A 20,118-nucleotide genomic window follows, 5' to 3' on the forward strand; every position below is an offset into this window, starting at 1 on the left:
TTTATCTGAGGCAGCCGTTCGCCAGGAGTTCGATCTTCGATTCAAGTGAGCGGGCGAGGGCGCACGCTTCGTTGTGATCTTCACGGAAACCTCTTACGCGCCCGGTTGATGTTTCCTTGATGTGGAAGAAGGCATTGCCGGCCGGTACGACTTGAAAGCGTGGCCAGTGCTCGTTGATGGCGCTGACATGCAGGATCAGCGGCGATTCGATACGGGCGTCTGTGGTCATGGCAAAGTGAGTCCGAGTGCACATATGAAGTCCTTTTCATCAGTTGGCCGATATTTACAGGCCGTTTCGGGTAGTCGGAATGAGCATCGCTGCTCTAGAATCGCCAGTACCTGTTGACGACAGGGCTTATCTAAAGCAATTTTTCGCCAGCGATATGTCGGAAAAGTGCTTTTTTTCGTGAGAATTTTCCCTAAAGTTCGTAGTCAGACTGCTCTTGCCGACGGTGAGGATTTTTCCTTCAAGCTTTGGCGACATCGGGATGAGTTTCGCGAGTGACAATCCAGTAGTCTTACCAACCTCGCGTTGATTGAGCGCTCCGCTCGATTCGGGCTTTATTGATTTATTTGCAGTGACATCGGCCTGGCCGTTTTTTGCCGTGCGCGTTTTCCGTGTGCGGTTTTTTTCAGATGTGGGGATGTTTCTTTGGCAGTCAGTAATCTCGATATGCATGCTTTGTTCGTGTTGGGTGATTTGCGTGCAAAGCTGGTCAAGCTGTTCCAGTCGCGTTTTGTTTACATCACCGAGCAGAACGCCGAAGGTATTTACGTGGCCGAGATCGACACCGAAAGTGCCTTGGTGGTCGATGACAAACCAGGGCTCAAGCTTAAGGTCGGCGATCATTTCAGTGCATCGGTCTTGCCCAGCCGTGAAGGTGGCAAGATGGATATCCGTTTCCGCGAAATCAAACTGACGGTCTATGGACTGGGCGATTACGCCTTTGTCGACACCGCCGACGGGCACGCGATCCTGTTCAAGGAAGGCCACAGCGTGGTGACCGTGTTTGCGGCCAACCAGCAATTGCAGGAAGGCCTGACCAAGACCCTCAAAGCCGTTACCGCCAAAGCCGCCAAGTGGCGCAAGGGCGAACTGGTGACGTTCAAGGCCAGCGAGTGAGCCGCGCGGATTTTCATTCGCAAAACCTCGACACTGCACGCGAGGAGGCCCGGCGTTTGTTTACCGCCAAGGCCGAATTGCAGGGCGCCTGGCTGAACTGGGTGGCTGCGCAGATCTACCAGTTACGTCCCGCGGAATACGCCAGCATGGTCAGACGTGAGCTGCAAAGCTTGCAGGAAAAATCTGATTCATAACCTCGTCCGGGGCATGGCCCGGAAAAAGCAGGAACCTCGGCTACAGTCAGTTGACTGAGTATTCAGAGGCTTGCGGTCTTCTGTCAGGCCATCCTGCCATTGCTGTGAACAGCACGAGGTGCAATGCATGAACGGATTTCGACGGTTACTGGCCGCCAGCGTGGCCACGTTCGGTTTGCTGACATCAGCGCAATCGGTGACCGCTGCCCAGGCGCCGATCCATTTCGCCGACCTGAACTGGGAAAGCGGCAGTCTGATTACCGATGTACTGCGGATCATCGTCGAGAAGGGTTACGGACTGCCGACCGATACGTTGCCCGGTACCACGATCACTCTGGAAACCGCACTGGCCAACAATGACATCCAGGTCATTGGCGAAGAATGGGCCGGGCGCAGTCCGGTATGGGTCAAGGCCGAGGCCGAAGGCAAAGTTGTCAGCCTGGGTGATACGGTCAAGGGCGCTACCGAGGGCTGGTGGGTGCCGGAGTATGTGATCAAGGGCGACCCGGCCAAAGGCATCAAGCCTCTGGCGCCGGACCTGCGCAGTGTCAGTGATCTCAAGAAGTACAAGGATGTGTTCAAGGATGCGGAAAACCCGAGCAAGGGGCGATTCCTCAACAGCCCGATCGGCTGGACGTCGGAGGTGGTCAACAAGCAGAAGTTGACGGCTTATGGTCTGCAGGACGATTACACCAATTTCCGCAGTGGATCGGGAGCGGCGCTGGACGCCGAGATCAGTTCTTCGATTCGTCGCGGCAAACCGGTGCTGTTTTACTACTGGTCGCCGACGCCGTTGCTCGGCAAGTTCAAACTGGTGCAACTGGAAGAGCCACCGTTTGATGCTGAAGCGTGGAAGACGCTGACTGATGCTGATAACCCCAATCCGAAACCGACGCGGTCGCTGGCCTCGAAGCTGTCGATTGGCGTCTCTACGCCGTTTCAAAAGCAGTATCCGCAGATTGCCGAATTCTTCAGCAAAGTGGATTTTCCGATCGAACCGTTGAACAAGGCGTTGGCGGACATGAGCGAGAAGCACACGGCGCCACGGGAGGCGGCGGTGGCATTCATGAAGGCGCACCCGGATGTGTGGCAGGCGTGGTTGCCGAAGGATGTGGCGGAGAAAGTTTCGGCTGATTTGAAGTAAAGGGTTGAGGCTGATGGCCTCATCGCGAGCAGGCTCACTCCTACAATTGGAATGCATTCCCCTGTAGGAGTGAGCCTGCTCGCGATGCTTTTAAAACTTCGTTTGCACCGCCAATTCAAAGGTGCGCGGTGTTCCGAGGTAATACGCCGGCGAAACATGTGCAAACTCGGCATACACCTCATTGGTCAGGTTACGCACGCGCCCGGTCACGGTGGTGTGCGAATCGACCTTGTAGCTGAGGAAGCTGCCAAACAATGTGTACGACGGCACGGTCATGGTGTTCGCCGTGTCTGCATACACCGATGCCACATATCGCGCATCAACCCCACCTTGCCATTGCGGCGAAAAATCATAAGTCAGCCATAGATTGCCGACCCGATCCGGCACGTTGGTCGGCGTGTTGCCCTTGCGCGAGACCACCACACCGGCGGCATTCTTTTCGGTGAAGTCATCGTACTGTGCGTCGACCCAAGCGAAGTTGCCTTCGGCTAGCAACTTGTCAGTGATGCGCAATGAACTGGCGACTTCTATGCCTTTTGAGGTCTGCTGGCCGACCGGAATACTGCCGGCCGGATCTAACGGGTCGGTCACCGCGAAGTCCTTTCGCTCAATCGTGTAGGCGGCAATCGTCGCCGAACCGCGGCCGTTCAGATAATCGAATTTGCTGCCAATTTCCCATTGCTTGCCGGTCGAGACATCGAAATTCTGTGTGCCATTTGGCTGCTCGGCGGCGGTGCTGTATTGCACGTAGACGTTGGCCGAGGGAATGAACTGGTAGGTCAGGCCGGCACGGCCGGTGACTGGCTCCCAACTGCGCTTGAGGTGCTTGGGATTGGCGGCGGTCACGGTGCGATGGTTGGTTACGTCGAGGTCAATGTCGTCATAGCGCAGGCCCGTGAGCAGCGACAGTTTGTCGGTCAACGCCAAACGGTTTTCCACAAACAATGCCTTGGTGGTGACCTCATTGGTCTTGTCGCTGATCAGCTTGGGGTTGGTGCCGGGAATGTCGTAGAAGTGCCCTGGACGGTAGTTGTTCGGGTCAACCGTGCTCGCGCCTTTGATGTTCAGCGGCGAGTTGGTGGTCTGGTTGGCCTTGTATTCAAAGCCACCCGACCACGTCGTGTCGAGACCGAACAGCGTGTTGTCGTGGCGCAGTTCGAACTGGTTGCCGTTCTGCTCGCCCTGATGACGCACTTGATACGCGGTGGAGCGGTTTACCGCGGTGTTGTCGGCGTTGTACTGGTAGGTTTCGAGGTTGCGGTAATCGCGTTGACTGTCGAGGTGATACAGCGTGTTGCGCAGGGTAGTGCTGTCGTTGATGCGGTAGTCGATGATCGAGCGCACCCAGATCGTTCGCTGCTCGTAACGACCGTCCTCGACGTTGTAGTTGTTGAAACGATTGTGTTTATCGATCTTCAGCTCACCGGCCTTGGGGTTGAGCACGGGTGTGCCCCAGTACGGACTGTCTTCATGTTCGTCCTGATATTCCAGAGCCAGGGTGTGCGACAGGTCGGGCGTCAGGTCGCTGAGCAGCGAGAACGCCACGCTCCAGGCATCGCGCTCCTGGCGGTCGATGTAGCCGTTGCTGGTGTTGTGGCTGACGTCGACGCGCGCGTAGTGCTGCACGTCGGCGCCTGGCTCGGTCAGGGCATGGTTTAGGCCAAACGCGGTTTCGGTGGTGTCGTAGCTGCCGTAGCTGACCCGGCCTTCAACGGCTTGTTCATCGCGGGTGGCGAGTTTGGTCACGTAGTTCAGCGAACCGCCGACCGAGCCTGCGCCATTGATCAGCGATGACGGGCCACCGACCAGTTCAACGCGGTCATAGATCCACGAATCGACAGGCCTGGCGAGACCGCCGGAAACGTTGATGCCGTTGAACATCTGGGTGATCTGGCTGCTGGTGAAACCACGGTAGGAAACGAATCCGCCGAAGCCCGGCGGTGCGCTGGCGTTGACCCCGGGCAGGGTGTTGGCGGCGTCCTGGAAGTTCTGTGCGCCGTGGCGCTCGACGTCGTTGCGATTGGCGATGGCCACTGAAGCCGGTGTGTTGCGCACGCTCAAACCGAGGCGCGAGGCCATGCCGCTGGATTGGTCGAGGCTCAGGCCCGGTTCTGCGCCGGACTCGCCGTCGATGGTGATCGGCGCCAGATCCACGGTGGATTGCGCCCAGACGTTAACGGACAGGCAGCCGCACAGGCTCGCCAGTAGAGTGAGTTGTTTCATCATTGAATCCTGAATGCTTGTCTAGGAGTCAGCGCACAGGCGAACGCCGCGCGTTGGCGCAGTGGGCTGACAAATCAAAAAGGTAGAGACACTCAGGCGAGCGGAGGGGCGCGGGGGTTGGCCGAAGGCCAGGTGAAGCGGGCAGGGAGGTCGGCGCTGACAATGGGTGCCAGCGGTGGGCTGTGTTGTTCCGGCAGGATCGCCAGCGTGAGGCTGGAGTTGAACGCCGGGCCCATGCCGCCGCCGACCGAGCACAGCGGGCAGCCGAAGGCCTTGGACAGCGTCGGCAGTTGTTCTTCGGTGGGGTTGCTGGCGAGCGGCGCTTGAGTGGCCGGGTCGACTGTACAGAACTGGCCGCCGATACCGTTCAGCTGCATGCCGACCATTTGTCCGTGACCGATGCTGCAGGCGAACACGTTGAACAGGACGCAGCAATAGAGCATCCAGGCCAGCAGTGAGCGATCGGAACGGGAGAATTTCATGGGGCGGCACTTTACCGTACCGCTGATCGGTCGTGCACTTGAAAAAAATCCGACTAGGATGATTTGTTCAAATCCCTTTCCAAGGATTTCAACCATGACCTTTGTGTTGGCTCAATGGCTGGTGACAACGTTTGCGGTGATCGCCTTGATGCATGTGTATTGGGCGTTGGGTGGGCAATGGGCGGCGGCAGTAGTCGTGCCGCAGGTGCCGGTGCGCGGATTTGTCGCAACGGTGCGACCGGCGTTCAAACCGTCGGGCTGGCTCACGTTGATCGTGGCGGCGGCACTGCTGGTGATTGCTGCGTTGGTGTGCATGCGGGTTGGCTGGGGAATGCCGGCAGTGACGCACAAAGCGCTGCAATTGGTAATCAGCGCGATTGCGCTGTTGATGTTTGCCCGGGCGATTGGTGATTCCAATCTGGTCGGGTTCTTCAAGGAAGTGAAGGATTCGCGATTTGCGCGGCTGGACACCTGGGTGTATTCGCCTTTGTGTGCGGTGTTGGGGGCGGGGTTGTTGGCGGTGGCTTGGGTCTGAGAGCAGATCGGATTTTTGTGGTTGCTGAACTGGCCTCATCGCTGGCAAACCAGCTCCCACAGTGATTGTGGGTGTAGACAAATAACGGGTTCCACCTAAAACCCTGTGGGAGCTGGCTTGCCAGCGATGAGGCCAGCACCAACACCACAAGGATTCGGAATCAGCTACCGCTCTCGGTCCGGCGGCTACTGACCTCAGCCGGCACATCATCCCCAGCCATGCGCTTGCGGAACAACGCCGCCCGCGCCAGTAGCAAGGTGGTCACCGGCACGGTGATCGCCAGTAAAATCGGAATCAGCCAGGCATGTATGACCGGCCCGGACTTAAGCGCCGAAAAACAAATGATCGACGCCAACGCCACACACCATGCACCCAGCGTCGAAGCCAGGGCCGGCGGGTGCATGCGCTGGAAGTAATCTTTCATGCGCAATAGCCCGATCGCACCGATCAGCGCAAACAGGCCACTGAGCACCAGCAGGATCGCCACCGGAATCTCGATCCACAAAGACAGTTCAGCATTCATTCGATCACCTCGCCACGCAGCAGGAATTTCGCCAGGGCAAACGAGCCGACGAAGCCGAACAGCGCAATCAGCAGCGCCGCTTCGAAGTAAGTGTCACTGGAGTAACGAATGCCCAGGGTCAGCATCATCAGCATGGCGACGATGTACAGGTAATCCAGCGCCAAGACCCGATCCTGCGCCGACGGCCCTTTGAACAGACGTACCAGCGTCAGCACCATCGCCAGCGAAAACAGGAACAGCGTCAGCAGAATCGCGTTCGACAGTAATGGGCTCATTCGAAAATCTCCATCAACGGCCGCTCGTAGGTGCTCTTGAAGTGCTCGATGAATTGCGCTTCGTCATCCAGATCCCAGACGTGCAGCAACAGAATGCTGCGATCCAGCGACAGTTCCGACCACACCGTGCCGGGCACCACCGTGCAGATCATCGCCAGCGTCGCCAGACCGTGAGCATCGCGCAGGTCCAGCGGCACTTTGATAAAGCCCGAACGGGGAGGGCGACGACCGGCATTCAACACGCCCCAAGCGACGATCAGGTTGGACATCACCACGTCACGACCGACGATCAGGAACAGCCGCAGGATCGTTCCCGGCCGGCGAATGCGCGCGCGTTTCGGACGCAATTTGCGCATCATCAATGGTGCAGCGAATCCCAGTATCGCGCCGAGCAAAAGGTTGCCCGGGCTGATCGACAGGTTCAGGGTCAGCCACAAGGCGCACAGTGCCAGCGACAACAACGGTGCAGGAAACACACGGTTCATGGCTGCACCTCCAGCATCGCGGCTTTGGCTTCCGGACTTGGTACGGCACGGGTGCCGAGGACCGCCATGACGTATTGCTGCGGGTTGTTCAGCGCGTCGGCGGTGGCCTGGGTGTAGCGCAGCAGAGGTTCAGCCTTGAAGGTTAGGACGATGCTCAGCCCCAGCAGCAGAAATATCGGCGCGCATTCAAGTTTGCGCAGCAGTGGTGAAGGGCGCTCTTCGGGTGTCCAGAAACGCTGGATGCCCAGGCGCGAGAATGCCATCAACGACGCCAGCCCGGAGAGGATCAGCAGCGCCAGCAACGCCCAGGCCGCGTTGGAAATCGGCGCGCCAGTGCCCAGGCCCAGCGGATTGAGCAAGGCGCCGATCAGGCTGAGTTTGCCGATAAAACCGGACAGCGGCGGCATGCCGATGATCAGCAGGGCGCAGGCGATGAAGCTCAGGCCGAGAAACGCCATGGTCCACGGGATGACCTGACCGACCACGGCTTTCTGCTCGTCATCAAGGTTGATGCCTTTGGGCGGTTGCAGGGATTCCTGCGGACGCGGCAGCAATTCGCTTTCGTCCTCCAGCGGTATTTCGTTGGCCGAGCGCGACCGCTCGATCAACTCGGCCAACAGGAACAGCGCGCTCAATGCCAGCGTCGAGCTGACCAGATAAAACAGCGCCGCGCCGATCAGGTTCGGCTGAGCGAAACCGACCGCGGACAGCAGAATCCCCGCCGAGACCAGAATGCTCAGGCTGGCCATGCGCTCCAGCCGTTGCGCGGCCAGAATCGCCAGCGCCGCGCAGGCCATGGTCGCCATGCCGCCGTAGATCAGCCAGTCGCCGCCAAAGAACGCAGACGCTCCGGCCTGACCTGAAAACAGCAGCGTCCACAGGCGCAGCAGGGTGTAGACGCCGACCTTGGTCATGATCGCGAACATCGCCGCCACCGGTGCACTGGCCGAGGAGTAGGCTGGCACCAGCCAGAAGTTCAGCGGCCACATGCCAGCCTTGGCCAGGAACGCGACGGCGAGAATCCCCGCACCGGCGTGCAGCAGGCCACGGTCGGCTTCCGGCACCAGCGGGATCTTCAGCGCCAGATCGGCCATGTTCAGCGTGCCGGTGACGCCGTAGATCAGTGCCGCGCCAATCAGGAACAGCGATGAGGCGAGCAGGTTGATCGAGATGTAATGCAACCCCGATGACACCCGCGCCCGACCCGATCCATGCAACAACAAGCCATAAGACGCCGCCAGCAGCACTTCGAAGAATACGAACAGGTTGAACAGGTCAGCGGTCAGGAACGCGCCATACAAGCCCATCAACTGAATCTGGAACAGTGCGTGGAAGCTCGACCCGGCGCCGTCCCAACGGGCCATGGCAAACAGCAAGGCGCTGACGCCGATGACCCCGGTCAGCACCAGCATCAGCGCCGACAGTCGATCGACCACCAGCACAATGCCGAACGGCGCCTGCCAGTTGCCCGGCAGGTAAACGCCGATGGAACCGGGGACGCCAGTGGTTTGCGTCCATTGCAGCAGCATCACCGAAATGAACAGGCCGACGAGGCTGGAGAACAGGTTGATTTTCGCCTTCAGCGGTCGGTGCCGCTCGCCGAGCATCAGCATGATGGCGGCGGTCAGCAGCGGCAGCAGGATTGGTGCGGCGATCAGGTGAGTCATCGCCATCATTCTTTAGGCTCCCGGCCGTCGACGTGGTCGGTGCCGGTCAGGCCGCGCGAGGCGAGCAGAACGACGAGGAACAGCGCGGTCATGGCGAAACTGATGACGATCGCGGTGAGTACCAGTGCTTGTGGCAGCGGGTCGGTGTAGTGCAGCAAGTCTTGCGTCACGCCATCCTTGATCACCGGCTCCTTGCCGATGAACAGGCTGCCCATGCTGAAGATGAACAGGTTGACGCCGTACGACAGCAGGCACAGGCCCATGACCACCTGGAACGTCCGTGGGCGCAGGATCAGCCAGACGCCGGACGCGGCGAGCACGCCGATGGCGATTGCGATGACTTCTTCCATCAGACGGCTCCTTTGCTGGCGACGGATTTTGGCAGCGATGCAGTCTTGTGACCGCGCACCGATTGGTGGGCGAGGGCGGTGAGGATCAGCAGCGTCGAACCGACCACCACGCCATACACGCCAATGTCGAAGAACAGCGCGCTGGCGATATGGATGTCACCCAGCACTGGCAAGGTGAAATGCCAGGTGTGCGTGGTCAGGAACGGATAACCGACCAACATCGCGCCCAGACCTGTAGCGGTGGCGGACAGTAATCCGGTGCCCATCCAGCGCAGCGGCCGCAGACTCATTTGCGCCTCGACCCACTGTGTACCGGCGACCATGTATTGCAGGATGAACGCCACCGACATCACCAGCCCGGCAACAAAACCGCCGCCCGGTTGGTTGTGCCCACGCATGAACAGGTAGAACGACACCACCAGCGCAATCGGCAACAGCAGGCGCACCAGCACGGCCGGCACCATCATGAAGCCGAGTGCGGTGTCGCTGGCCGAACGCGGGTTGACCAGATCGGTGACCACGTCCGGTGCCAGCAAGCGTTGCTGGGCTGGCAACTGCAGGCTTTCTTTCGGTGGGCGGAAGCGGCGCAGCAGGGCGAATACCGTCAGGGCCACGGCGACCAGTACGGTGATTTCACCGAGGGTGTCGAAGCCACGGAAATCCACCAGCATCACGTTGACCACGTTGCTGCCGCCGCCCTCGGGCATGGCGCGACTGAGATAAAACGAGGAAATGTCGTTCGGCGTCTGCCGCGTGAGCATGGCGTAGGACAGCAGCGCCATGCCGCCGCCGACGGCAATCGACAGCAGCAAGTCGCGCAGACGACGAATGCGCGCCTTGCGCAGGCTGCCTGGCAGTGGCGAGACTTCTTCGATGCGTCGTGGTAACCAGCGTAGGCCGAGCAGAATCAGTACGGTGGTGACCACTTCCACTGCCAGTTGCGTCAGGGCCAGATCCGGTGCGGAGAACCAAACGAAGGTTACGCAGGTCATCAAGCCGCAGACGCTGACCATGGTCAGGGCGGCGAGACGGTGATACTTGGCTTGCCATGCGGCGCCAAGAGCGCAGGCAATCGCCAGCAGCCACAGGGTTACGAAAACGATCGAGCCGGGAATCTTCGGCCGGTCACCCCAACTCAGGCTGCTGTGCAGCATCGGGATCAGGCCAGCGAGCACCGCTGCCAATACCATCAGGAACAATTGCATCTGCAGACGCTTGGTACCGAGTCGCCGCTCGAGGCGTCGGGCCATGCGCATCATCACCACCAGACTGCGCTCGAACAGACGCTTGCCGTTGAAGCGGCCTACCAGCGGCGGGTATTTGAAACGGCCGAGTTTGAACTGGTTGCGCAGCAGCAGGTAGACGACGATGCCGCCGGACATGGCGATCAGGCTCATGATCATCGGCGCATTCAGGCCGTGCCAGATTGCCAGGCTGTATTCCGGCAGCGTGCCGCCAACCACGGGCAACGCGGCGGCGGCGAGCAACGGGCCAACGATCTGCGCAGGAAAAATCCCCACCAGCAAGCAAGTGAACACCAGCAGTTCTACCGGCGCCCGCATCCAGCGCGGCGGCTCGTGCGGGGTGTGCGGCAGATCAGTGGCTGGCGGACCGAAGAATACATCGACGGTGAAACGCAGTGAGTAGGCAACGCTGAATGTACCGGCGATGGTCGCGACAATCGGCAGTGCCGCTTCAACCCACGCCGTGGCGTTGATGAACACGGTTTCGGCGAAGAACATCTCTTTCGACAGGAAGCCGTTGAGCAATGGCACACCCGCCATCGAGGCGCTGGCAACCATGGCCAGCGTCGCGGTGAACGGAATCAGTTTGATCAGGCCGCTGAGTTTGCGGATATCGCGGGTACCGCTTTCATGGTCGATGATGCCTGCGGCCATGAACAGCGAAGCCTTGAACGTGGCGTGGTTGAGGATGTGGAACACCGCCGCCACGGCAGCCAGCGGACTGTTCAGGCCCAGCAACAGGGTGATCAGGCCAAGGTGGCTGATGGTCGAGTAAGCGAGCAGACCTTTGAGGTCGTTCTGGAACATCGCGCAATAGGCGCCGAGCAACAGCGTACACGCGCCGGCCCCGCTGACGATGTAGAACCATTCTTCACTGCCAGACAGCGACGGCCACAGACGCGCGAGCAGGAACACCCCGGCCTTGACCATGGTTGCCGAATGCAGATAGGCAGAAACCGGTGTCGGCGCCGCCATCGCGTGCGGCAACCAGAAGTGGAAAGGGAACTGTGCACTTTTGCTGAGTGCGCCGATAAGAATCAGAGGAAGGAGAATAGGGTAGAGGGCGTGTGCACGAATCATGTCGCCGGCGGCCAGGACCTTGTCGAGGTCATAGCTGCCGACAACATGGCCGAGAATCATGACCCCCGCCAGCAGGCATAACCCGCCGGCACCGGTGACCATCAGTGCCATGTAAGCGCCGCGACGAGCATCGGCGCGGTGGTGCCAGTAACCGATCAACAGGAATGAAAAGAGACTGGTCAGCTCCCAGAAAAACACGATCTGTATCAGATTGCCGGAGATGACCAGACCGAGCATGGCGCCCATGAACGCCAGGAAAAACGCGAAGAAACGCGGCACCGGATCGTCCGGCGACATGTAATAACGGGCATAGAGAGAAACGAGCGTGCCGATGCCGAGCACCAGCATCGAGAACAGCCAGGCGAAGCCGTCCATGCGTAGAACGAAGTTCAGACCAAGGCTGGGCAGCCACATGAACTCTTCACGAATGACGCCGCCGTGGGCGATTTGCGGGTACAACATCGCGACCTGAACGGTGCCGATCAAAGCGACCAGACCTGCCAGCAGGGATTCGGTATTACGCGCGTTGTGTGGCAGCACCGCTGCCAGACAGCTGCCAATGAATGGCAGAAGCAGTAGAACTATCAGGGACATAGGCTTCTAATCTGCGGAAGTTTGTGAAGCATCATACGTGCCAGCTCCCCGATCACCAAACGCCAGGATGTCTCAGAATCCTACAAAGTAGTCTGGAATTTTCTGTTTGGCATTGTTTCCGCCAGGCCCGGCAGTCGCCCGATGCCCTCGGAAGGATGAAATGTCACTGGAAGGATGCGCTCGATATGCGACCGTTTATCGGGAAAAGCTCTGTACCTGTAATTTCTGACAGTAGACGACCTTTGTGTAACGCCGTTCTACTTGCTTTGGCACCGAGGTGCATTGAACGGTCGGCCGAATCGGCGTGGGCCATACATTGGTACAAGGAGAGTCGAAAGATGCTTATTCAATCAGAAGGGAAACGTACAACAAAGAAAGACCAGTTACAGGCGCCCCACTTTTCTGAAGCCGTCGGGAATGTTATTTCCAGGGAGAAAACCAAGAATGGCGCCACGTTCGTGGTTCCCGTTATTCCTCAGGCAAGAGCCGGCGACACACTGGACGTTTATTCCGATACAGAAGAAGGGCTCTGGTCCTCTCGTCTGCAACTCAGTGAGTTGCATCTGGGCAAGCCTTTGGAATTTAGAGTCCTGGCGTTTCACTTTAACAATACTGAATGGGCGGATGCTTTTTACGTGTTAGTGCAAGGAGACGCAGAGTTTTTTTCTGCAAAGAGAATGTATGAAGTAACGGATTGAATGTGCTGTAGCCAGGTCGATCACTCAATCTGAATTGTGAGTGAACCGGCCTGGCATTTGGTACAGAGGCTGCTTCTTGAGTGCCCGGGGTGCATTCAGTCCCTCCTAACCCTCAGCTTCCTGGCCCTGATCCACGTCGGATTGCACAACCTTACCCTTGGTCTTCAACTCACTGACAATCACCGCCGCAACAATCAACCCCGCGCCCACCAGTGCAATCGCCGGCAACCGCTCCCCGGCAATCCGCCCGACAATCCCGGCCCATACCGGCTCCCCGGCATAGATCAACGTCGCCCGGGTTGGCGAGACACTCTTCTGCGCCCAGTTCATCGCCACCTGAATCGCCGCACTCGCTGCGCCCAGCCCCAGCGCGGTCACCAGCAGGGTCCAGGAAAAATCCGGAAGCATTTCTCCGGTAGGCACCACCAACAGGAACGACAGCACGGACGTGGTTGCCAGTTGCACGACGGTGACTCGACGCACATCGACCTGACCGGCATAAGTGCTGATCAGAATGATCTCGGCGGCAATGGCGATGGCGCTGATCAACGTGGCTATTTCACCCGGACTGAAATTCAGCGCAGCCCCGGACGGCCCCGACAGCAACATCAGCCCGGTAAATGCCAACATGATGCCGATGCTCGGCATCAACCCGGGGCGCCGCCCGAGCACCAGCCATTGCAGTAACGGCACGAACGGCACATACAGCGCAGTAATGAACGCCGACTGACTGCTCGGGATCGTTTGCAAACCGACCGTCTGCAAGCCGTAACCGAGCATGATCGCCACGCCGATGAAGGCGCCGGCCTTGAGTTCGAACAGGGTCAGTTCGCGCAGATGCCGCCACGAGAACAGCGCCACGATACAAGCCGCCGCCGCAAAACGCAGACCGACGAAAAACATCGGCCCGCTGACCGTCATCGCATGCTGAACCAGCAGAAAGGTGCCGCCCCAGACCATGGTGATCAGCACCAGCACGCACTCGGCTTTGCTGAAACGAGAGAAACGGAGGGGAGTGGGAGAGCTGTTCTGCGACGTCATGACCTTGCGCACTATAAAAAGGAGGCCGCACAATGCGCCCAACGTTGCGCAGTATACTGCCCAACCTCACCGAGTGAGCAATATAGTGCACAAAGATTCAACGCAACGGGCGTCCGTCCTGCAACACGTCAGCCTGAATGTGCGACGTCTACGCCATGCCGCTGACATGAGCCAGACCGCGCTGGCGGAAAAATCCGGGGTTAGCCGGCGCATGCTGGTGGCGATCGAGGCGGGTGAAAAGAACGTCAGTCTGACTACGCTTGATCGCGTTGCCGAGGCGCTTGATGTGGCCTTCAGCGATCTGATCCAGGCGCCGGATGCGCGTGATCCAAGCCGCATCAATGAGGTGGCATGGGCGGGCACGATCCCGGGCAGCAAAGCGGTGCTGCTCTCCAAAGCCACGGCCACTCGCGAAGTCGAGCAATGGGAATGGTGTCTGCAACCGGGCGAGGTCTACCCGTCGCAAGCGGATGCCGAGGGCTGGAGCGAGCAGATTTTCGTCTTTGAAGGTTGCCTGACGCTGATGCTCGGCGATCAGCCGCAGCACATCGGCACTGGGGAGTTTTTCATGTTTGCCAGTAACCAGCCGCATTCCTATCGCAATGATGGCGATGTCGCGGCACGGTTTGTTCGCAATGTGGTGATATAAGACCCGCGACCATTTGTCGGAAATAGGCATCTACCTGTAATTTCTGACAGTAGACGGAATGAGGGCGTCAATATCTGATGAACTCACGGGCGTGACCGATTATGTCCGATACCGCTCACATCGCTTGAGATGGAGCATTCCCGTTGGATACGTAAAGGAATTGCGTGATGAGTGACTCAACCGAGACATTACTTAAACCTTTGGCAATTAAACAAGCGAACGGTACAAACGTTATCTCGCTGAAAGACATCCCAGATGGCGCGACAGCAGTTATTCCCAAGCCGCCGTTCGAAAAAGACGACGACTCTATTGAAATAGAGATCGGAACTGAAAGGACTGAACATTTTTTAGGTCCCATTGCCGACAGGACCTTCGAATTTACAATTCCCAAAAACATGTTTTTAGACTTCGCGGGGACGAATAAGGAGGTGCCGTTCAGATACATTTATTGGTTCGGCGGGGTGAATGCCGGTGCATCGGAGCCGATCAACTATAGGATTGATCATTGAAACCTCCATGTTATGAATAACCCAGGCGGGCATGGTGTCAGGTGTCTTCATATGCCCCTATGATTTCGGTCATAGGGGCTTTTTCTTGACATCTCGCTTTTGGCCAAATCGCCGATTATTGATTGGAATTCAATTTTGCGAGATGGCGTGAATAACATACCGAGCGTACTGAAAATGGCTGCTGAACGGGGAGAATCCATTCTGATCATCGGCGGCGGCCTCAGCGGCACGATGCTGACGGTGCAATTATTGCGGCTGCCTGGCCATCGCAAGATTCTGCTTATCGAGCCGCGCGCCGAACTGGGACGGGGCGAGGCGTACAGCGCGGTCGAGTTGGGGCACACGCTCAATGGCAATGCGGCGCGCATGAGCGTCGATCCGGATAATCCTGATGATCTGACGCAATGGCTGACTGAGCACATTGCCGGCGGTGGCTGGCCAGAATCGGCCGAGCAGGATGTGCCGGTCAGCGAGCTGTTTCCGCCGCGTGGATTGTTTGGCGTCTATGTGCAGCAGCGTCTGGCCGAGGCGCGCAGAGTCGGGGCACAGAATGGCTCAAGCGTTGAGCACATTTGTGCGGAAGTCGTCGATCTGCAAGCCGAGGCCGATTCGGTGCAGTTGAAGTTGAGCGATGGTCAGTCATTGCGCGGAAGCCGCGCGGTTTTGGCGACCGGAATGTTCCCGGCCGCACGAACCCCGCAGAAAGCTTCCAGTGGCCTCAACGCCGCCGCGCTCGATCCCTGGGATGTCGCGGCCATGCGCCAGCTTGATCCGCAATCCACCGTGATGATCATTGGCTCCGGCCTGACCATGGTCGATGCCGTGGTCTCGCTGGAACAGGCCGGGCATCGCGGGCTGATCGAAGTATTTTCCCGACATGGCTTGCTGCCCCACGTGCGCCGACAACCGCCGGTTTGGATCGACTTTCTTGGCAGCGATTACAGCTTGCGTACGCCACGCCAGTTGCTGCGCGAATTACGCCGGCAGTGTCGTGACGCCATGGCCCAAGGCATCGATTGGCAGGCGCCGCTGGACACGGTTCGGGTACACATCGCCCGGTTGTGGAGTCAGGCGACTGACGTGCAGCGTCGACAATTCGTACGGCATGTGCGGCCGTGGTGGGAAAGTCATCATCACCGTTCGCCGCCGTTGAGCGCGAAGCTGGTTGAGCGATTGCACAAAGAAGGGCGACTGCGGATTCAGGCAGCTTCGTTCAAAGGGCTTGAGCCGAGTGCCGAACGTGACGTGAGTATTCGTATTCGCCGTCGCGGTGAGTCTGAAACTTGCGTAGTGCAGGGTGCCGCGCTGATCAACTCCAGTGGTATTGAGTACGATTGGCGTCGGGTGGCGCGACCATTGCCGCAGCAGTTATTGGCGCGTGGCTTGGTGCAACCGGGACCATTGGCGTTGGGGATCGCGGCAACCGTGGATGGCGCGGTGCTGGATGCCGAGGGGGTTGCGGCTGGGCGGTTGTTTGCGATGGGGCCGCCATTGCGCGGGATGTGGTGGGAGAGTACGGCGGTGACGGATGTGGCGTTGCAGGCGAAGGTTCTGGCGGCGCGATTGGTGGGATAAGGTTGATGGTGTTCTTTCGGGCCTCTTCGCGAGCAGGCTCGCTCCCACAGGGGATTCAGTTTGAAAACACCATTTGTGCCACACCGCAGCACCTGTAGGAGTGAGCCTGCTCGCGATAGCGGTGATTCAGTCGATATAAAAGGTGACTGATGTACCGCTATCGCGAGCAGGCTCGCTCCTACATTTGTTGCGTGCTAACCGAAAGGGTTATGCCACCACTCGATAACATGGCACATACGCCGCGCCACCCGGCAGTTTCATCCGGTGCTGGGCGACGAAGGCTTTGAGCAGCGCATCGAGCGGTTGCATGATCGCCGCATCACCACGGATCTGGTATGGCCCGTGTTCTTCGATCAGGCGAATGCCCTTGTCCTTGACGTTGCCGGCGACAATGCCGGAAAACGCCCGACGCAGGTTCGCCGCCAGTTCGTGCGGTGGCTGGTCGCGGTGCAGTTTCAGGTTGGCCATGTTTTCGTGGGTCGGATCGAACGGACGCTGGAAGCCTTCGTCGATTTTCAGCAGCCAGTTGAAGTGGAACGCGTCGTTGCGCTCGCGACGGAACTGCTTCACCGCTTTCAGCCCCTGAGTCATCTGCCGCGCCACTTCGGCCGGGTCGTCGATGATGATTTCGTAATGCTGCTTGGCCGCTTCACCGAGGGTCGCGGTGACAAAGGCGTCGAGCTGTTCCAGATACGGCGCGGCATGTTTCGGCCCGGTGAGGATGACCGGGAATGGCAGCCCTGCGTTGTCCGGGTGCATGAGGATGCCGAGCAGATAAAGGAACTCCTCAGCCGTACCGGCGCCACCCGGGAAGATGATGATGCCGTGGCCAACCCGCACGAACGCTTCCAGACGTTTTTCGATGTCCGGCAGGATCACCAGCTCGTTGACGATCGGGTTCGGCGCTTCAGCGGCGATGATGCCTGGCTCGGTCAAACCGAGGTAGCGACCACCGTGGATGCGCTGTTTGGCATGGGCGATGGTTGCACCCTTCATCGGGCCTTTCATCACGCCCGGGCCGCAACCGGTGCAGATGTCGAGGCTGCGCAGGCCGAGTTCGTGGCCGACTTTCTTGGTGTATTTGTATTCTTCGGTGTTGATCGAGTGACCGCCCCAGCACACGACGATTTTTGGCTCGACGCCTGGACGCAAAGTGCGCGCATTGCGCAGCAGGTGGAAAACGTAGTCGCTGATGCCTTGCGAGGTGGTCAGGTCGATGCGTTGGCTGTCGAGTTCGTTTTCGGTATAGACGATGTCGCGCAGGGCACTGAAAAGCATTTCACGGGTGCTGGCGATCATTTCGCCGTCGACGAAGGCGTCGGCCGGAGCGTTCAGCAGCTCCAGGCGTACGCCGCGATCCTGTTGGTGAATGCGGATTTCGAAGTCCTTGTAGGCTTCAAGGATAGTCTTGGCGTTATCGACATGGGCGCCGGTGTTGAGGATGGCCAGGGCGCACTGGCGGAAGAGGGTGTAGGTGCTGCCGGATCCGGCTTCGCTCAGTTGCTGAACTTCACGTTGAGAAAGGGTTTCCAGGCTGCCTTTTGGGCTGACCGAGGCGTTGATTACGTGTCGTTGGGTCATGCAATGATCCTTAAAACGATGTCATCACGAAGCTGAGCAATGGCATCCGAATAGTGTGTATCCATGAATGAAGATGGCACGATCTGCGCTATACCGCCATGTCCCCTTTGGACGCTGAAAAGATGAAGAGGAGCCCCAGCATAGCTAAATCCGTCGCAGAGGCGATAATGCGCCGGCCGGTTTTTTCAGTTACCCCTTTTGTCGCTCAAGGAAGTCATTTGTGATGTTCGAGATTCAGCCGATGGATGCCGCTACCTTTCGCCAGCAGACCCGACGCAGCACGATCATCATCGCCGTGCTGTTTCTAGTGCTGGCGATGTTGTTCTCGAGCGTGGCGGTGGCGCTGTTCGGCGAACCTGGCGGCGATAACCTGCGCTTCAATGTCGGCGGGGTTTTTCTGGCATTTCTGCTGACTGCGGCATTACTGCGCGGACGCTTCTGGAATCAGACCTGGATGGCGCCAGCGGTATACAGCTGGCGGCTCAAGCGCAGCCTGATGAGCATCACCAATGTGATGCATCAGGTGACGGCGGCGGTGGAGCAGAATGATCCGACGGCGATGAAGGTGCTGCGCTTCTACCATCTCGGGCTGACACAAATGCACGAACTGGACGGCAACTCCAGCGATCACGGGCAACTGTGGCGCGAAGTCGAAGCGCACAAGGAACGCATGCAGGCGCTGGGTCTCGACACTGAGCAGACGCGTCTGGATCCGGCCTGGCTGGAAACCTTGAAGCAGACGCGGCGCTGATTACAGCGCTCGACGCAGCCTCCACGAGCGGATCAAACGGCCGTAGACCAGCAGGTTGACCGCCAGCACCACGCTGCCGAGCGCCAGTTGAATCTGCGGAGTGAGCCCGGCCGGGTAGATGACCGGCCAGATGTAGTGCTCGATGAAACCGCCAGCGTATTCGGTCTGCCCGGCGGCGTGGCGCATGAGGTTTTCCCAGTAAGTCAGCGGACAGGTCAGGTGCAGCACCTCGACCATCACGCCCCAGGTGGCGGCGGGTAAATGCAACCACATCAAACGTGGCCATTTGAGCACCAGCAGCCCACCAAACAGCACGAACAAAATAAATGACAAATGAAACAGCACCAGCCCGTCGGCTGCGATTCGGTACAGCATGTCGTCTCCCTGACGCGATTGTGAATGGCGCTATGTTACGCCGGTCAGTGGATTAATCGTCAGTACGAAAATCAGCGAATTCCGCGCGCATCCGACCGTTGTGCTTGGCCTGGTAGAGCAGTTTGTCGACGCGCTCGACAAACTGCAGCGGATCGCTTTCGGCGCTCGCCTGCGTAGTGCCCACGCCGAGGCTCAGACTCACCAGCGACGACACGGGTGATTGAGCATGAGCGATCTGCTGTTGGCGGATCAGGTGCAGACATTTTCGGGCGACCAGACGCGCCGATTCGGCATCGGTTTCCGGCAGCAGCCAGACAAATTCTTCACCGCCGATCCGAGCGATGAAATCCCGAGGACGATTGGCCGCCAGCGCCAGGGTCTTGGCCACCTGGCGCAGGCATTCGTCACCTTTGATGTGGCCGTAATGGTCGTTGTACTGCTTGAAGTAGTCGATATCGAGGATCAGCAGAGACAGCGGCAATCCCGTGCGTTGGGCGTTGAGCCATTCGCGTTCGAGGACGGTGTCGAACATGCGCCGGTTGGCAATGCCGGTCAGACCATCCTGAAACGAATACTCTTCCAGTTGTTTCTGCAGGCGGATCAGGTGTTCTTCGGTCTTCTTGCGCTCGCTGATATCGAACATGAACCCGACCAGCGCTTCGACTTCGCCGTCCTTGCGCACCACGTGTACAACATCGCGAATCCACACGTACTCGCCGGCGCTGGTCAGGGCGCGATAATCGGCTTCGTGGTCGACCCCGGCACGCGACTGCGACACACAAAACTCCACCACGTAATCGCGATCATCCGGGTGCATGCGCTCGACCCAGTCGTTGACCCCGACCCAACTGTCCTGCTGCCAGCCGAGCAGGGTTTCGATCTGCGGGCCGATGTAGCTGAAGGTCATGGTTTTCCAGTCGATTCGCCACGGGATGGCTTTGGTCGATTCCAGCAGAGTCTTGTACACGTCGCTGTCGATGGCGGTCATGGCAGGGCATGGTCTCGTGGGAAAATGCAGCG

The 20,118-nt window shown here is 58.9% G+C and carries 23 protein-coding genes; 9 read left to right on the forward strand and 14 right to left on the reverse strand.

Features of this window, described 5'->3' with window-relative positions; genetic code table 11:
- Position 1 precedes the first annotated feature (1 nt).
- Both U6037_RS11275 and U6037_RS11280 read right to left on the reverse strand, forming a co-directional pair.
- Complete coding sequence (locus U6037_RS11275; RefSeq protein ID WP_322846795.1) at positions 2–253, reverse strand: hypothetical protein; 252 nt, start codon at positions 251–253, stop codon at positions 2–4.
- A 102-nt stretch (positions 254–355) separates the two neighbouring features.
- Entirely contained in the window at positions 356–679 is a 324-nt protein-coding gene (locus tag U6037_RS11280; protein WP_322846796.1) for a hypothetical protein, read from the reverse strand.
- Between U6037_RS11280 and U6037_RS11285 the strand changes: the two genes are divergently transcribed.
- The 3 genes from U6037_RS11285 (at position 674) to U6037_RS11295 (ending at position 2,461) form a co-directional block, all read left to right on the forward strand.
- Complete coding sequence (locus U6037_RS11285; RefSeq protein WP_174245057.1) at positions 674–1,123, forward strand: hypothetical protein; 450 nt, start codon at positions 674–676, stop codon at positions 1,121–1,123. The genes U6037_RS11280 and U6037_RS11285 overlap by 6 nt on opposite strands.
- Positions 1,120–1,317, forward strand: a complete 198-nt coding sequence (locus U6037_RS11290) for a hypothetical protein (protein WP_242206337.1) — start codon at positions 1,120–1,122, stop codon at positions 1,315–1,317. Before U6037_RS11285 ends, U6037_RS11290 begins: the two co-directional genes overlap by 4 nt.
- 127 nt (positions 1,318–1,444) lie before the next feature.
- Positions 1,445–2,461, forward strand: coding sequence for an ABC transporter substrate-binding protein (locus U6037_RS11295; protein ID WP_322846797.1), 1,017 nt, complete (start codon positions 1,445–1,447; stop codon positions 2,459–2,461).
- A gap of 90 nt (positions 2,462–2,551) precedes the next feature.
- On the opposite strand, the gene U6037_RS11300 is transcribed toward U6037_RS11295, so the two are convergent.
- Together U6037_RS11300 and U6037_RS11305 are read right to left on the reverse strand one after the other, a co-directional pair.
- Entirely contained in the window at positions 2,552–4,684 is a 2,133-nt protein-coding gene (locus U6037_RS11300) for a TonB-dependent receptor (protein WP_322846798.1), read from the reverse strand.
- A 92-nt stretch (positions 4,685–4,776) separates the two neighbouring features.
- The gene (locus U6037_RS11305; protein WP_016982997.1) at positions 4,777–5,166 is read right to left on the reverse strand and encodes a DUF2946 domain-containing protein; all 390 of its coding nucleotides are present in this window, start codon (positions 5,164–5,166) and stop codon (positions 4,777–4,779) included.
- A gap of 94 nt (positions 5,167–5,260) precedes the next feature.
- On the opposite strand from U6037_RS11305, the gene U6037_RS11310 reads away from it, so the two are divergent.
- Positions 5,261–5,701, forward strand: coding sequence for a DUF3995 domain-containing protein (locus tag U6037_RS11310; protein WP_322846799.1), 441 nt, complete (start codon positions 5,261–5,263; stop codon positions 5,699–5,701).
- 160 nt (positions 5,702–5,861) lie between these two features.
- Here U6037_RS11310 and U6037_RS11315 read toward each other — a convergent pair whose 3' ends face one another.
- The 6 genes from U6037_RS11315 to U6037_RS11340 are packed head-to-tail and all read right to left on the reverse strand — an operon-like array spanning position 5,862 to position 11,919.
- Entirely contained in the window at positions 5,862–6,224 is a 363-nt protein-coding gene (locus tag U6037_RS11315) for a Na+/H+ antiporter subunit G (protein ID WP_007910752.1), read from the reverse strand.
- On the reverse strand, positions 6,221–6,499 hold the full coding sequence (locus tag U6037_RS11320) for a K+/H+ antiporter subunit F (protein WP_007910754.1): 279 nt from the start codon (positions 6,497–6,499) through the stop codon (positions 6,221–6,223). The genes U6037_RS11315 and U6037_RS11320 overlap by 4 nt, the downstream gene beginning before the upstream one ends.
- Complete coding sequence (locus U6037_RS11325) at positions 6,496–6,984, reverse strand: Na+/H+ antiporter subunit E (protein WP_322846800.1); 489 nt, start codon at positions 6,982–6,984, stop codon at positions 6,496–6,498. The genes U6037_RS11320 and U6037_RS11325 overlap by 4 nt, the downstream gene beginning before the upstream one ends.
- Positions 6,981–8,660 carry a monovalent cation/H+ antiporter subunit D gene (locus U6037_RS11330; protein WP_322846801.1) on the reverse strand — a complete coding sequence of 560 codons (1,680 nt, stop codon included), beginning with the start codon at positions 8,658–8,660 and terminating at the stop codon, positions 6,981–6,983. Before U6037_RS11330 ends, U6037_RS11325 begins: the two co-directional genes overlap by 4 nt.
- Positions 8,657–9,001, reverse strand: a complete 345-nt coding sequence (locus U6037_RS11335; protein ID WP_007910763.1) for a Na+/H+ antiporter subunit C — start codon at positions 8,999–9,001, stop codon at positions 8,657–8,659. Before U6037_RS11335 ends, U6037_RS11330 begins: the two co-directional genes overlap by 4 nt.
- Positions 9,001–11,919 carry a monovalent cation/H+ antiporter subunit A gene (locus tag U6037_RS11340; protein ID WP_322846802.1) on the reverse strand — a complete coding sequence of 973 codons (2,919 nt, stop codon included), beginning with the start codon at positions 11,917–11,919 and terminating at the stop codon, positions 9,001–9,003. The genes U6037_RS11335 and U6037_RS11340 overlap by 1 nt, the downstream gene beginning before the upstream one ends.
- 338 nt (positions 11,920–12,257) lie before the next feature.
- Between U6037_RS11340 and U6037_RS11345 the strand changes: the two genes are divergently transcribed.
- Positions 12,258–12,617 carry a hypothetical protein gene (locus tag U6037_RS11345; protein ID WP_322846803.1) on the forward strand — a complete coding sequence of 120 codons (360 nt, stop codon included), beginning with the start codon at positions 12,258–12,260 and terminating at the stop codon, positions 12,615–12,617.
- 105 nt (positions 12,618–12,722) lie between these two features.
- Here the strand turns inward: U6037_RS11345 and U6037_RS11350 are convergent, their stop codons facing one another.
- Positions 12,723–13,658, reverse strand: a complete 936-nt coding sequence (locus tag U6037_RS11350; protein WP_322846804.1) for a DMT family transporter — start codon at positions 13,656–13,658, stop codon at positions 12,723–12,725.
- An 85-nt stretch (positions 13,659–13,743) separates the two neighbouring features.
- On the opposite strand from U6037_RS11350, the gene U6037_RS11355 reads away from it, so the two are divergent.
- The 3 genes from U6037_RS11355 to U6037_RS11365 all read left to right on the forward strand — a co-directional run bounded on the left by U6037_RS11355 (position 13,744) and on the right by U6037_RS11365 (position 16,391).
- Positions 13,744–14,307, forward strand: coding sequence for a helix-turn-helix domain-containing protein (locus U6037_RS11355; RefSeq protein ID WP_160057355.1), 564 nt, complete (start codon positions 13,744–13,746; stop codon positions 14,305–14,307).
- 167 nt (positions 14,308–14,474) lie between these two features.
- A complete protein-coding gene (locus U6037_RS11360) occupies positions 14,475–14,816 on the forward strand; it encodes a hypothetical protein (RefSeq protein WP_322846805.1) in 342 nt (113 codons plus the stop codon).
- 174 nt (positions 14,817–14,990) lie between these two features.
- Positions 14,991–16,391 carry an FAD/NAD(P)-binding protein gene (locus U6037_RS11365; protein WP_322847307.1) on the forward strand — a complete coding sequence of 467 codons (1,401 nt, stop codon included), beginning with the start codon at positions 14,991–14,993 and terminating at the stop codon, positions 16,389–16,391.
- A 207-nt stretch (positions 16,392–16,598) separates the two neighbouring features.
- Here U6037_RS11365 and ppnN read toward each other — a convergent pair whose 3' ends face one another.
- The gene (gene ppnN, locus U6037_RS11370) at positions 16,599–17,972 is read right to left on the reverse strand and encodes a nucleotide 5'-monophosphate nucleosidase PpnN (RefSeq protein ID WP_105704980.1); all 1,374 of its coding nucleotides are present in this window, start codon (positions 17,970–17,972) and stop codon (positions 16,599–16,601) included.
- Positions 17,973–18,195: 223 nt separating this feature from the next.
- Here ppnN and U6037_RS11375 point away from each other — a divergent pair, with 223 nt between their 5' ends.
- Positions 18,196–18,723: a DUF3087 family protein gene (locus U6037_RS11375; RefSeq protein WP_322846806.1), complete on the forward strand. Its 528-nt coding sequence runs from the start codon at positions 18,196–18,198 to the stop codon at positions 18,721–18,723.
- Here U6037_RS11375 and U6037_RS11380 read toward each other — a convergent pair whose 3' ends face one another.
- Positions 18,724–19,098: a DUF2784 domain-containing protein gene (locus tag U6037_RS11380; RefSeq protein ID WP_242206309.1), complete on the reverse strand. Its 375-nt coding sequence runs from the start codon at positions 19,096–19,098 to the stop codon at positions 18,724–18,726. It lies immediately after the preceding gene.
- Between the two features lie 52 nt (positions 19,099–19,150).
- Positions 19,151–20,086, reverse strand: coding sequence for a GGDEF domain-containing protein (locus U6037_RS11385; RefSeq protein ID WP_322846807.1), 936 nt, complete (start codon positions 20,084–20,086; stop codon positions 19,151–19,153).
- Positions 20,087–20,118: the final 32 nt, after the last annotated feature.

Source organism: Pseudomonas sp. B33.4, from assembly GCF_034555375.1.
Taxonomy (GTDB): domain Bacteria; phylum Pseudomonadota; class Gammaproteobacteria; order Pseudomonadales; family Pseudomonadaceae; genus Aquipseudomonas.

What these genes read in the sequence shown, in the direction of transcription:
- U6037_RS11275 (WP_322846795.1), bottom strand. Translation starts at nt 253, where the DNA reads ATGTGCACTCGGACTCACTTTGCCATGACCACAGACGCCCGTATCGAA.
- U6037_RS11285 (WP_174245057.1), top strand. Translation starts at nt 674, where the DNA reads ATGCATGCTTTGTTCGTGTTGGGTGATTTGCGTGCAAAGCTGGTCAAG.
- U6037_RS11280 (WP_322846796.1), bottom strand. Translation starts at nt 679, where the DNA reads ATGCATATCGAGATTACTGACTGCCAAAGAAACATCCCCACATCTGAA.
- U6037_RS11295 (WP_322846797.1), top strand. Translation starts at nt 1,445, where the DNA reads ATGAACGGATTTCGACGGTTACTGGCCGCCAGCGTGGCCACGTTCGGT.
- U6037_RS11300 (WP_322846798.1), bottom strand. Translation starts at nt 4,684, where the DNA reads ATGAAACAACTCACTCTACTGGCGAGCCTGTGCGGCTGCCTGTCCGTT.
- U6037_RS11305 (WP_016982997.1), bottom strand. Translation starts at nt 5,166, where the DNA reads ATGAAATTCTCCCGTTCCGATCGCTCACTGCTGGCCTGGATGCTCTAT.
- U6037_RS11310 (WP_322846799.1), top strand. Translation starts at nt 5,261, where the DNA reads ATGACCTTTGTGTTGGCTCAATGGCTGGTGACAACGTTTGCGGTGATC.
- U6037_RS11315 (WP_007910752.1), bottom strand. Translation starts at nt 6,224, where the DNA reads ATGAATGCTGAACTGTCTTTGTGGATCGAGATTCCGGTGGCGATCCTG.
- U6037_RS11320 (WP_007910754.1), bottom strand. Translation starts at nt 6,499, where the DNA reads ATGAGCCCATTACTGTCGAACGCGATTCTGCTGACGCTGTTCCTGTTT.
- U6037_RS11325 (WP_322846800.1), bottom strand. Translation starts at nt 6,984, where the DNA reads ATGAACCGTGTGTTTCCTGCACCGTTGTTGTCGCTGGCACTGTGCGCC.
- U6037_RS11330 (WP_322846801.1), bottom strand. Translation starts at nt 8,660, where the DNA reads ATGATGGCGATGACTCACCTGATCGCCGCACCAATCCTGCTGCCGCTG.
- U6037_RS11335 (WP_007910763.1), bottom strand. Translation starts at nt 9,001, where the DNA reads ATGGAAGAAGTCATCGCAATCGCCATCGGCGTGCTCGCCGCGTCCGGC.
- U6037_RS11340 (WP_322846802.1), bottom strand. Translation starts at nt 11,919, where the DNA reads ATGTCCCTGATAGTTCTACTGCTTCTGCCATTCATTGGCAGCTGTCTG.
- U6037_RS11345 (WP_322846803.1), top strand. Translation starts at nt 12,258, where the DNA reads ATGCTTATTCAATCAGAAGGGAAACGTACAACAAAGAAAGACCAGTTA.
- U6037_RS11350 (WP_322846804.1), bottom strand. Translation starts at nt 13,658, where the DNA reads ATGACGTCGCAGAACAGCTCTCCCACTCCCCTCCGTTTCTCTCGTTTC.
- U6037_RS11360 (WP_322846805.1), top strand. Translation starts at nt 14,475, where the DNA reads ATGAGTGACTCAACCGAGACATTACTTAAACCTTTGGCAATTAAACAA.
- U6037_RS11365 (WP_322847307.1), top strand. Translation starts at nt 14,991, where the DNA reads ATGGCTGCTGAACGGGGAGAATCCATTCTGATCATCGGCGGCGGCCTC.
- ppnN (WP_105704980.1), bottom strand. Translation starts at nt 17,972, where the DNA reads ATGACCCAACGACACGTAATCAACGCCTCGGTCAGCCCAAAAGGCAGC.
- U6037_RS11375 (WP_322846806.1), top strand. Translation starts at nt 18,196, where the DNA reads ATGTTCGAGATTCAGCCGATGGATGCCGCTACCTTTCGCCAGCAGACC.
- U6037_RS11380 (WP_242206309.1), bottom strand. Translation starts at nt 19,098, where the DNA reads ATGCTGTACCGAATCGCAGCCGACGGGCTGGTGCTGTTTCATTTGTCA.
- U6037_RS11385 (WP_322846807.1), bottom strand. Translation starts at nt 20,086, where the DNA reads ATGACCGCCATCGACAGCGACGTGTACAAGACTCTGCTGGAATCGACC.